This window comes from Nostoc sp. 'Peltigera membranacea cyanobiont' 213 (assembly GCF_002245975.1).
Taxonomy (GTDB): domain Bacteria; phylum Cyanobacteriota; class Cyanobacteriia; order Cyanobacteriales; family Nostocaceae; genus Nostoc.
On sequence record NZ_NOLI01000024.1, the window covers coordinates 1 to 12,342 of the forward strand.

Annotated in this window: 10 protein-coding genes; 5 read left to right on the forward strand and 5 right to left on the reverse strand. The window is 40.5% G+C overall.

Annotation, left to right across the window (positions count from 1 at the left end; all coding sequences use genetic code 11):
* Positions 1-281 precede the first annotated feature (281 nt).
* The 3 genes from CDG77_RS09590 to CDG77_RS09600 form a co-directional block, all read right to left on the reverse strand.
* Positions 282-1,196 (reverse strand): DUF1338 domain-containing protein, encoded by a 915-nt coding sequence (locus CDG77_RS09590; RefSeq protein ID WP_094329163.1) that lies wholly within the window; start codon positions 1,194-1,196, stop codon positions 282-284.
* A 98-nt stretch (positions 1,197-1,294) separates the two neighbouring features.
* Positions 1,295-2,614, reverse strand: a complete 1,320-nt coding sequence (locus CDG77_RS09595) for an acetyl ornithine aminotransferase family protein (RefSeq protein ID WP_094329164.1) — start codon at positions 2,612-2,614, stop codon at positions 1,295-1,297.
* 922 nt (positions 2,615-3,536) lie between these two features.
* The gene (locus tag CDG77_RS09600; RefSeq protein WP_094329165.1) at positions 3,537-5,540 is read right to left on the reverse strand and encodes an amylo-alpha-1,6-glucosidase; all 2,004 of its coding nucleotides are present in this window, start codon (positions 5,538-5,540) and stop codon (positions 3,537-3,539) included.
* 184 nt (positions 5,541-5,724) lie between these two features.
* On the opposite strand from CDG77_RS09600, the gene CDG77_RS09605 reads away from it, so the two are divergent.
* On the forward strand, positions 5,725-6,237 hold the full coding sequence (locus CDG77_RS09605; RefSeq protein WP_094329166.1) for a hypothetical protein: 513 nt from the start codon (positions 5,725-5,727) through the stop codon (positions 6,235-6,237).
* 145 nt (positions 6,238-6,382) lie between these two features.
* Here the strand turns inward: CDG77_RS09605 and CDG77_RS09610 are convergent, their stop codons facing one another.
* On the reverse strand, positions 6,383-6,880 hold the full coding sequence (locus tag CDG77_RS09610; RefSeq protein WP_094329167.1) for a quercetin 2,3-dioxygenase: 498 nt from the start codon (positions 6,878-6,880) through the stop codon (positions 6,383-6,385).
* Positions 6,881-7,220: 340 nt separating this feature from the next.
* On the opposite strand from CDG77_RS09610, the gene CDG77_RS09615 reads away from it, so the two are divergent.
* The 3 genes from CDG77_RS09615 (at position 7,221) to CDG77_RS09625 (ending at position 9,672) form a co-directional block, all read left to right on the forward strand.
* Positions 7,221-8,498 (forward strand): GAF domain-containing sensor histidine kinase, encoded by a 1,278-nt coding sequence (locus CDG77_RS09615; RefSeq protein WP_094329168.1) that lies wholly within the window; start codon positions 7,221-7,223, stop codon positions 8,496-8,498.
* Between the two features lie 87 nt (positions 8,499-8,585).
* On the forward strand, positions 8,586-9,149 hold the full coding sequence (locus CDG77_RS09620) for an HD domain-containing protein (RefSeq protein ID WP_094329169.1): 564 nt from the start codon (positions 8,586-8,588) through the stop codon (positions 9,147-9,149).
* An 82-nt stretch (positions 9,150-9,231) separates the two neighbouring features.
* Positions 9,232-9,672 carry a thermonuclease family protein gene (locus CDG77_RS09625; RefSeq protein WP_223269758.1) on the forward strand — a complete coding sequence of 147 codons (441 nt, stop codon included), beginning with the start codon at positions 9,232-9,234 and terminating at the stop codon, positions 9,670-9,672.
* Positions 9,673-9,770: 98 nt separating this feature from the next.
* Here CDG77_RS09625 and CDG77_RS09630 read toward each other — a convergent pair whose 3' ends face one another.
* Entirely contained in the window at positions 9,771-10,814 is a 1,044-nt protein-coding gene (locus CDG77_RS09630) for a threonine aldolase family protein (RefSeq protein WP_094329171.1), read from the reverse strand.
* 624 nt (positions 10,815-11,438) lie between these two features.
* On the opposite strand from CDG77_RS09630, the gene CDG77_RS09635 reads away from it, so the two are divergent.
* Entirely contained in the window at positions 11,439-12,221 is a 783-nt protein-coding gene (locus tag CDG77_RS09635; protein WP_094329172.1) for an ABC transporter ATP-binding protein, read from the forward strand.
* Positions 12,222-12,342: the final 121 nt, after the last annotated feature.

Sequence of the window (12,342 nt, forward strand, 5' to 3'; positions counted from 1 at the left end):
AACCTCTAGCTGGCATGGCAGTAAATGCAATACTTATCCAATTTCTATTTTATGCAAATTAAAGGTACAGCAGCTTATGTGCGATCGCAATATCATCTTAAACTATAAAGCCGATCGCACTCTCTAAAATTAGAGCAAAAGCGATCGCACCATCATTTGAAATGATACAGGCGATCGCAATAATACCAAATCAATTAATGATTACACACATCCTCCTTGAGTAGAGACGGCGATTTATCGCATCTCTTGCCTTAACCGAACCTATGAAACATTACTCTGGGCTATTTAGATAGACGAGTCATTTCAAACAATTGTTGGGCATTACTTCCTAAAAAAGCATCGAAAAGTATCTGCTTCCCAGATTCAACTTCCACTAAATAGCGCTGGGCAATTTCATAATAAGCGTAAGTCCAAGGAATCTGAATTTCTTCGCCACTGTTATCATCTAATACTGTCACCATTTCTGTTACTGCTTGAGTTGCAGTTTGCCGCAAACCACAAGCAACATTTCCCTCTATCTCTGCTTTCATTGGTACACCCAGTTTAGCCAAACCACTAGCGGTAGTATCAATATCTGGATATTCTGGGGTGTTCTGTCTGTTGATATAGCCTGTAAAGTGGTTGACAGCATATCCGTGTAGTAACACCCAAGCCCCATACTGAGTAACCTGATTCACTTCTTCGACAACTGAACGCTGTGGGGTTTCCCAAGGACGGGTGAAGACTGGCTGGAGTTGTTTGGCGATGGTTTCAATGTTCCCGTCTTTTTGTAGAAGAGTAAGAGGTAAGGTTAGTTCCTGTGGGATTGCAGATACTGTTTTAGAGATGAGTTGGGCAATATTAGCAGGCAATTCATCAACAATCAACTCGCTAATAAAGAGTTTGGGTAAGTTAAATTCCTCTTGCTGCGGATGGCGATAATGACGGGCATACAGATGAGTTTGAGCAAAATTATACTCTCCAGCCGCCACATAACCTAAAGCTTCTGCAAGTTGTGCGAGATAGTCAATTCCTAAGTTAACTTGACCCTGCGGACTATCTACTAATAAACGTAAAGACCGAAAGGCGATGTGGTCGTTGGCGACAGTCCCACCCGCAGCAGTAATCATTTGCTGGTAGGTACGGGCATGATTTACTCTGGTAATGTAATTTTGCCAAAGTAATTTCCATAAATTAAGGGCTATTTCGGGTTTCATAAGGGTTGGGAATTGGGAATAGGGGATTGGGTATTGGGTATTGGGTATTGGGTATTGGGTATTCTCCTTGTCCCCAGTCCCCTATTCCCCGTTATCTTTTAAGAACTTAAAATCTCGCTAATAATTTGAAGGGCGATTTGAATTTGGTCGCTGTCGATAACTAGAGGGGGACAGAAACGAATTGCTGCTTTACCGCAACCTAGTAATAATAAACCGCGTAAAAAAGCTTCTTGAATAATGCGATCGCGCAATTCACGATCTAGATTACCTTGTTCATCCAATAAATCCACCGCAACCATCAAACCTTTACCTCGTGGTAACGATACTCTGGGAAATTTTTGATGCAACTGGGTAAGACTAGCTTGTAAAAATTCTCCCATCTGGGTAGCGTTTGCCATCAAACCACTTTCTAACAATCGCAGTGTGGCAATACCGGCAGCACAAGCAACGGGATTACCGCCAAATGTGGTAGCGTGAGAACCTGGAGGCCAAGTCATTAACTCAGGTCTGGCAAGTATCGCACCTAATGGCAAACCACTGGCGATACCTTTAGCAGTAGTAATAATATCAGGCATCACTCCCCAATGCTCGATCGCAAATAAGCGACCAGTCCGCCCCATTCCCGCTTGCACTTCATCCACTACCATCAGAATACCGTAGCGATCGCAAATCTCCCGAATCCGTTTTAAGAAACCATCCTCTGGTACGATATACCCGCCCTCTCCTTGAATCGGCTCAACTACGATCGCGGCTACTTCTTGCGGTGGTAAAATTGTCCCAAATAGCTGTTGTTCCAGATAATCTAAACTGGCGTGAGTGCCGTAGGGTATATGAGTTACCCCAGGAACTAAAGGGCCAAAATTCGCTCGTTGCACTGCTTTGGAACCCGTCAGAGACATTGCGCCATAAGTGCGTCCGTGAAATGCACCTAAGAAGGCCACAATTAGCGATCGCTTGGTGTAATATCTAGCTAGTTTAATCGCTCCTTCGTTTGACTCTGCCCCAGAATTGGTAAAAAATATTTTTGCGGGAAATGCACTGTTACTGTGTAGTTGAGGAAAAGGGGCGCGAATCGCTAATTGTTCCGCTAATTCCACCATCGGTTCATAATAAAAATCCGTCCCTGACATGTGCAGCAGACGCGCCGACTGTTCTTGAATTGCTTTGACGACTTCCGGGTGGGCGTGTCCGGTGGCGGTAACGGCTATACCTGCGGTCATATCGAGAAATACATTGCCATCCACATCTTCTACCATACAACCCTGACCGCGAGATACAACTAACGGGTAATCGCGGGTGTAAGAAGGGGAAGTTACGGCGCGATCGCGTTGTACAATTGCTTGAGCGCGAGGCCCAGGTAAGGAAGTTATTAAATTGGGTGTACGAGGTAAATTTAAGTTAATAGGTATACTTAACATTATTTTTCTAATTTTTAAAGATTACTGATGATTAAACGCTAAAGCTTGATTGGTTACAGTAGCATTTGATTCCATTAGTGGAGAAATTACGCATTTACCGAAAAAGCTTCATAGTCAAGATTTTGGTATTTTGTAAGACTTTGCCCGTGTTTATAACACAACTTCTGCGATCGCGTCATATTATATTTTTTGAAGCATAACAGCTTCACTATTTAGCGCTCTTCTATGACTCTCACGAGATAAAAATCAGAAACCTTTGTTGTCACTATTTTCTATAAATCTATGGGTAGGTTGGGTTGAGGAACGAAACCCAACGCCAATAATCCCTGCTTCTGTTGGGTTTCACGTTGTTCAACCCAACCTACAAATATTTTATTTTTTCTAAAGTAATAAAAGAGCGTTAGATGTCAGACTAGAAGCTAACGCTGTGTGCAACTTTCTCTCAAATATAACCCCCAACCCATACTAGGGAAGAGGTTGGGGGTTAGGTCTGTATTTAATACAATTGAGAACCGCTATATCCCACCTTCGGCAGGTGCGATCGTAAATGCTGTATTTTTGAAAATGACTTAAATGCTGCACTTTAGAAGCATGACAGTAAGCTAAACCACATCTAGTTTGCATATCTAAAATTTTTATAACTCTTGTGGGGTGGGCATCTTGCCCGCCCTAATTATGCAATTTAAATGTGGAACAGCTTATCACCATGTTTTATGTCGATTCACTTAGTCACTGTTGCTCAAACCAAGCAAATTACTAATTAGACTCCCGAAAGACACTGGATTCTCAACTTTTTTGGTTCCCCCTGTCGAAAATATTATCTGCTTTGCTAACCAACCTGCGGAATGTGGGATGGACGGCTGAATGTTTTGCTTAACTTTGGGTATGGTGAAAGGTAAGCAGTCCATAGTTATTCCCCGCATCAACTCTCTGTTGCAAACCAAGCGCGTAAAATCTCTGCCACTGTCCACGCTTGGGCAATACATCCGCGTGGAGTCATCGGGGCATCACCATCAAAAATTTCGCTAAGACTACCAAGACCATGTGCAGTAAGATGATTAGCCATTGGTTCTAAAAATTGACGAGAGCGATCGGGATTTTTGTAAACGCGCAGGTGTGCTAAGACAAACGGCCCCAACAACCAACCCCAAACTGTCCCCTGGTGATAAGATCCATCGCGTTGATACTGATTGCCACCATATTTACCTTGATATTTAGGATGGTCTGGGGCAAGCGATCGCAACCCATGAGAAGTTAGCAACGTTTGCCCGCAAGCTTCCACCACACCCCTTTGCTGGGCGGGTGTTAGCGGGCTTTCTGGTAATGAAACAGCAAATATTTGGTTAGGTCGCAATGCCGCATCATCACCATCAGGACTATCTAGAACGTCATAGCAATAACCTGTCTCCTCATTCCAGAAACGAGAAAATCTATATTTAGCCCGTTCTGCCATAGCCTCATATTCTTGGTGTGGTTTACCAAGGTGACGGGCAAACTTGGCCATTGTCCGTAAAGCATTATACCAGAGGGCATTAACTTCAATCGGTTTACCAATTCGGGGCGTAACTACCCAATCGTCAACTTTGGCATCCATCCAAGTCAGTTGTAGACCTGCAACACCTGCAAAAAGTAAGCCATCCGCCGGATCGAGATGAATGTTGTAGCGCGTACCGCGACAGTGCCAATCGATGATGTCTGCAAGTACTGGAAAGAATTCAGCAAGCAAATTATCATCATCCGTAGCGCTGTAGTAGGCGCGGACTGCTTCAAAGTACCAGAGAGTAGCATCGACAGTATTATATTCTGGTCGATCGCCTGCATCGGGAAAGCGATTTGGTAACATTCCTTGGTCTACGTACTTAGCAAAGGTGCGGAGAATTGAGCGTGCTACCTCTGGGCGACCAGTCGAAATTGTCAAACCAGGTAGACTAATCATCGTGTCGCGTCCCCAGTCGCCAAACCAGTGATAACCAGCGATGATGGTTTTGCCGTTGGGGTCTTCTGGCATTGGACGGTCAACAATAAACTGGTCAGCAGCTAGTATTAGTTGCTTGATCCAGATAGGTGATTCTTTCGTCTGGAGTGGTTGATTAGTTTTCCAAATTCCTGTGAGCTTCTGCTCTTGAGCGCGACGTAACTTAAGTGCAGCTTCGGCATTGAGATTTGCTTGCTTTTCTGTGCTGGCTACAAATACGTAGGTGCAGCCCGTCGTAGACATCGCTTCCCCAGGATTCAGTATAACTTCAAAAGTCGCAGCATGGAGATGGTCTTCTTTATCTCTCAATCCCCGATAGCGTTCAACAGCCAAGTCAAAGCCATAATACCAATCGCGAGCAACAGATGCACTCCCGCCATCGCTCAGTAGATACAGTGGTACAGCACCCGGATAAGCAGTTACACAAATCCCCTGTTCCACTTCCTCGACAGACATCTGCCAACCATTGCTTTGGGTATCGCTGTGATAATCGCGGTAGTTGACCATTGCTTTGAGTCTCAACTTCAGAGGTTGCGTAGCACGACGCAGAGTATATTGAACATAAGTTGTGTTAGCACCTTGTTGCATCCACACCCGTTTTTCTAACAAAGCATCGGCAACAGCAAAACGCCATAAGGGAATTGTACCTTCCAGAGAAAAACGTTCAATATTTTGATAACCGTGGGGGCTGACAACCCCATCTGCCCAACGATTGCTGTCTAGAGAATAAGAGCGATTGTCATACAGGACAGTTTCATCTAGTTTTGCCAGCATTAAGGTACGACCCAAAGGTGGTTTCAATGCTGCTACCAGTAGTCCGTGATAGCGGCGCGTCAATAAACCAGCCACAGTTCCAGAAGCGTAACCACCAATACCATTAGTAACTAACCATTCCCGTGACTCTGCCGTGTCGAGATTGCCGCAGATTTCCCGCCCAAATTCTATACACATAAGTCAACACTTTTCCTTGGAAGCAATATTTGGATTATCGATTATGAATCCTCTAGTGTGCTGAGAATGGTATTAAGAGTTCTAAAATCTTAACTGGCGATCGCGGTTAAATAAAATCTCCTATATTTAAGTAATATTAAATACTAGTATCTGGGGTAAGATATTTCTGGAAATAGAAGCTAAAATGCCTCTAAACCATTCTTTGACATTATCGAGTCTCAAGGAAGTAGGGAGATCAAAAGATCGTATTCATTTATTGCCACCGAGTTTTTTTATTCTGGCAAATCAAAAAGGGAAAAGTAGAGTGTTGAAAGATGTTGAACGTTATATTCCTTCAGAGGAAAAATATTTAGAGGCATTTCATTCAATTTATGAAGAATTGACTCCGGGACACAAAGCTATCTTGAATAAGTTGTATCAGCATTGTTACTTTATGAAAAACAATCGCAGATTACGCACTTGGGAGTTATCTGAAGCGGCAGGATATGATGGTGATTCTTCTGGTCAAATTGGTCATTTAGGTGAAAAGTTCTGCAAATTCTTTGGAGTAAAAGATGATGAATTTGGGCAACCAGCACTTGCAATAATTAGTTGGTTTCCAGATGAAATAAATGGGTATTGGTATATTGAGCTAATTCCTGAAGCAGCGAGAGCATTTAACCGTTTTCATCATGAAACTCTCCAATATAAATGTTAATTTTGTAATATTTCCGGGCTATAGTCATAATTTTAGTTACGAATTATTTTAATTTGGTTAATTCGTTTAGTTAGCGATCGCTCCTCTCAGGCTTTCCAGTACTGTTGTTTGGTGTCCAACTGCGATCGCTTGTAGTTATATTAGCTTATATCTGCAAAGATGCAGCAGACGGTGGAATAATTTTCAGACCATATTTTGAAGCAGCTGCCAACGCTTTTTCCATATCTGCGGGACTAACGCTAGGTAATCGCATTGTCTCTGAGACTGGCACACCTACTTCCATAAAAAACTTTTCTAACCCTGCTGGTGTGAACCAGCAAAGTAATTTTGCTGGCTTTGTACCGACATTTGAAAACCTGTGGAGTTGACCTTTAGGAGAGTGGAGAAAGGTTCCAGGAGTTGCTAAGATAATTTGCTCATCAAGCTGAAATTTTAATTCTCCTTCTTGAATATAGAAAGCTTCGTCTTCATGACTATGAATGTGGGGAGGTGTACCGTTTTGTGGTTGAACAGTAATCTCAATTAGAGCATAAGCTTGACCAGTTTCTTCACCTACCGCCTTAAAGGTATACAAATCGCCAAGCACCCAGTATGAAGAACCTTGTCCTGGTTGCTGCAATATTCCTTGCAGATTGATTGTCATAGAGATTCCCTTGTAAGATGTTTTCTATTATAGGATTTATCAGCAAAATCTCAATTTTTACTCTGTAATTAAATAGACATAAATAAGCGTAACTATATAACCGTAAATGGAGCAGACTGAAGTCAAGCAATATCTAAGATGAGTGAGTTATGCCTACTTATTCTTGCCTATTTAATTTTTGTATAGATTTAAATTAAATCAGGTAAAAATTCATCAGTTTTTTGTATATAAATAGCATATCTCTCTAGTAAAATATTTCTAGCAAATTAGTGCAACGCAGCCCAAATAACTATCCAGTCGCTTTTTGAAATTATTTTCACAACCCATGTTACAGGCATTCATGAGCAAAACCAGTGATGACGAAATATTGTTGCACAACCAAACTTGGCAGAGGGAACGGCAAATCATAATCCGTTTGTCTTCTTTAAACTATCGAACTGGCGAACTAGGCAGCTATTTGCACAATATTGCCTGCGGAGTCAGCGAACTTATTAGAGTTGATTGGACAGTTGTTACCTTTTGCCAAGAAGGGTTTGAAACTGTTCTAGCTAGTAGTCTTGAAATGGGCGAGGGTGAACATGTTTATTCATTACATGGTTTACTAACTGGTACTGTTATTAAAATGGGTCACTCATTAGCCGTGAAAGATGCTCAAAAAAACCCAGAATATGGACAAGCTCCAGAAGGTTATTGTGCATATTTAGGGATACCATTGCGGACTGCTGAAAATAAGGTAATTGGTACTATCTGCTCTTTTAATCATCAACCACGTGATTTTACAAAAGAAGACATCCAAATTGTGGAATTATTTGCTGAACGAGCTGCAACGGCAATTGACAACTATCATCTTTATCAACAACAGTGCAAATTTAATCATCTTTTAGAAGCCGAGGTAGAGAAACGTACCGCAGAACTGCAAACAACCCAAGCCAAGCTTTTAGAACAAGAACGACTGGCGGCTATTGGTGAATTTGCTGCCATGATTGTGCATGAAATTCGTAATCCATTGACTACAATGATTATGGGATTAAAGTATTTCCGAAAAACCATTTTAACTGAATCTGCTCAAGAACGATTAGCGTTGGCATTGAGCGAAGCTAGTCGTTTGGAGCGTTTGCTAAGTGAAATTTTGCTCTACGCCAAGCCCCAAGTATTAGAGCTTTATGAATTAGATGTGAATGAACTAATTTATGAGTTGTTGCTATGCATTCATGAAATGCCAGAAGCTGTGGAAAGGCAAATTGAATTTATTCCGGTGTTGCCTACGGTAAAAGTTTTGGGGGATAAGGACAAACTAAAGCAAGTATTTATCAATATTATTCGTAATGCTTGTGAGGCAGTTACAGCAGGAGATATTGTTAAGTTGAAAGTAGACTTTACCCATATAAATAAAGTCTGTATTAATGTCCATAATGGCGGCGAACCAATTCCATCAGAAGTTTTAACTAAGCTTTCTCAGCCATTTTTCTCCACAAAACCTGGTGGGACTGGGTTAGGTCTTGCTATTACCAAACGTATCGTCAATGCTCATAATGGGGAACTGTCAATCTGTTCTGACCTATTAACAGGTACTACCGTGAGTGTTCAATTACCTGTAGTTACTTTTCGGAACTTTTAATTGATATCAAGTGCTTCTTCTGCTATGGGTATATAATTTATGATTATGATATACAGTATTACATCACTTCATCAGAAAAATCGATAAATGGAAAGACATCAAATTAGTCCAATAAACTGGTCACAAGAAACTTACATTAAAGCTTTAAAGAAAGCAGCACGCGCACATCAAGGTCAGAAAATGGCAGGTTCCGAAATACCTTACCTTATGCACTTGAATCTTGTGAGCATGGAAGTAATTGCAGCCCTAAGTGTAGAAATAGAAAATGACGGAAATCTTGCCATTCAATGTGCTATTTTGCATGACACAATCGAAGATACTAATACAACTTTTGAGGAAATAAAAACTGAATTTGGTGAATCAGTAGCTAATGGTGTACTTGCACTGACTAAAGATGAAAGTTTAGCAAAACATCTCCAAATGGCAGATAGTTTACAAAGGATAAAGGAGCAACCACGAGAAATATGGATGGTGAAATTAGCAGATAGAATCACTAACCTCCAAGCACCACCACATTATTGGACTCAAGACAAAATTATTCGATATCGAGAAGAAGGTATTCAGATTTATGAAGCTTTGCAGGATGCAAGTCTATTTCTTGCTTCCCGCTTGGCAAAATTAATTGAAGATTACAAAGCGTTTATTAAGTAAATAGACTTTTGTGAGTCAAATCACACTAGCAATCTAAGCACTGCAATAACATTATCTACATGCATAAATTCTTACGTAGAAAATGATGGAATTACTTGAACTAATCTTGGTGCTAGCTACAGTAGTTGGTGTTACAGATGGAAACACAATTTTGGTTAAAGATAATGGCGGACAAACAATTCCAGTCAGGCTAGCGTGTATTAAAGCACCAGACGCGACTGGACAGGCGTATACTTTAGCGGCAACTCAAAGGTTAAAACAGCTACTACCACCTAAAACTCCTGTCGTGATTAGAAGCACAGAACAACTCGATGATGGTCGTACAGTCGGTGAAGTGTTCGTGGATAATCGGTCAGTAAATCTCCTTTTGGTACAGTCGGGTAATGCTATCGTTGACCGAGAATCTTTACAAAATTGCTACGAGAGCAAAACCCAGTTTTTAATTGCAGAAGCTAATGCTAAAAATAAACACCTGGGATTGTGGCAGCAATCAAAAGTTAAATTAAATTTTCATGCCAAGTAATATCAAGTCCAGTTGTTTGGGGCAACCTCAGATGTAATCGATATTATATACTCGACTTTTTAAATAAGTCGAATATCTGGACAAAGCGAATTTACCAATCACATAGCTATTTTGGCTTTTTTTATATCATCAATCAATTCATCAATCCTTGATTGAGTCGTGTTCCAAGAACACATAAAACGTACTCCTCCCACACCAATAAATGTATAAAACTGCCAGTTATTTGCTTTTAAGCTGTGAATAACTTGTTCAGGTAACTTAACAAACACGGCATTGGCTTCTCTGGGAAACATCAAATCAACGCCTTCTATATTTAATAGTTTATTTTCTAAGTATTCAGCGCATTGATTGGCATGTCTGGCATTTTTTAGCCAAGCACCAGTTTCTAATAAACCTAACCAGGGAGCAGAAATAAACCGCATTTTTGAGGCTAACTGACCTGCTTGCTTACATCGATAATCAAAATCTTCTGCTAACTGTTTGTTGAAGAAAAGAATCGCTTCACCTAATGCCATTCCATTTTTAGTCCCACAAAAGCACAATACATCTACTCCAGTTTTCCAAGTAATTTCAGCAGGGCTTTTATTCATCGCAGCAACTGCATTTGCAAAACGAGCGCCATCCATGTGAATCTTTAAGTTATACTTTTTCGCAACTTCTTTAATTTCTAGAAGTTCTTCAATAGAATATAAAGTTCCTAATTCTGTTGATTGTGTAATACTAATAACTTTAGGCTTGGGATAATGGATGTCAGTCCGTCTAGTGACAATTGCCTCTACCGATTCTGATGTTAACTTGCCATTTTTACCTTGAGCTAGTAACAGTTTAGAACCATTGGATGCAAATTCAGGTGCGCCACATTCATCTGTTTCTATGTGAGATGTTTCATGGCAAATGACGCTGTGATATGACTGACAAAGGGCTGCCAAAGATAAAGAATTGGCGGCTGTACCATTAAAGGTAAAAAATACTTCACAATCAATTTCAAAGAGTTCCCGAAAATAATCTGTTGCCTTTTGAGTCCATTCATCATTTCCATAAGCTGGAACACTACCTTGATTTGCCCTAATCATATATTCCAGCGCTTCTGGACAAATTCCAGAGGAATTATCACTTGCAAATTGCTCTAACTGGTTACTCATAATTTCTGCTTTGATTTTTCTTAGTACTTGTTACAATATTAGTGAATAATTTTAGTAACTGCCAACTTTAAGATTGAGTAAGAATGTTATTAGTTTCTCAAGTTATACAATGAATATGCTAATTAAAATAACTTCCAATGGGAATGAAATCAATTTTATCGAATAATTATAAATTACTTACAAATAAATATCAGCCCAGATATTAAGGTAAGTTGTTAGTCTGATAATTTTTATTTTTTAAACAAAATTTCTCTACTCACATCAGATGGCTAAATATTTTTTCTGTAGCTTTTTTCTGAGTAGTTATAGCCTCTCATAGGATGAATATATTATTAAATGAATCTGCGAATGTCCACAGAAAACTGGAGTTTTAGTTTGCATTTACTGAGACGTTAAGTTACTTCGGTGTATTCCTCAGCCTTAGGTTCAGGGGATTCTGGGACATCAAGAATGGCAAATAACTAAATATTATGCTAGAAAAATAAAGTTTGCTAATTAAAACGCTAATCATATACTTATAATGTACTATACAATGCCCTGCCAGTAACTTACTTCCTGGTAAGAGTACAAATTGGGGAACCCGCCCAAGGCACTGGCTCACCAATGACTAATGACTAATAACTAATGACTGAACCATTGATTGAACTGAAAGGTGTTTCTAAGTCCTTTGGTAGCCATAAAGTTCTAGATAATGTAGACTTAACCATTTACCGGGGAGAAGCACTGGGGATTATTGGGCCATCAGGGACTGGTAAATCAACAATTTTACGGGTAATGGCGGGGTTACTTAGTCCAGATGAAGGAGAAATTTATGTGCAAGGGGTGCGGCGAGACGGTTTGATTGAGGATGGTGGCCAGCAGGTTGGCATTGGTATGGTGTTTCAGCAGGCGGCGCTATTTGATTCGCTGACGGTGGAGGAGAATGTGGGATTTTTACTTTATCAAAATTCAAAGCTGCCGCGATCGCGTATTCGAGATTTGGTACGAGAAAAATTGGAGATGGTAGGTTTGCCATCAATCAGCGATCTTTATCCAGCCGAACTTTCTGGGGGAATGCGAAAACGGGTAAGTTTTGCCCGTGCAATTATGTCTAACCCTGATAATCCCTCAGAAGGCCCAGAAGTTCTACTATACGACGAACCGACAGCCGGACTCGATCCCATTGCCTCAACAGTAATCGAAGATTTAATCCGCTATTTGCAATGTCTACATGGAGTTTGTAGTACCTATGCTGTTGTTACTCACCAAGACAGCACTATCCGCCGGACAGCTGATAGACTTATATTTCTCTATGAAGGCAAAGTGCAGTGGCAGGGTACAGTTAGTGAGATATACAACACAGAAAATCCGTTGATCAAACAATTTATAAGTGGAAGTGTGAAAGGGCCGATTCAAGTTGTCGGTTAGAAAGTGAGAAGTTAGGAGTGAGGAGTTAAAAGTGAGAAGTTAGGAGTGAGGAGTTAAAAGTGAGAAGTTAACAATGAGGAGCGAGGGTTAAATTAAACTCATAACTCATAACTCATAACTA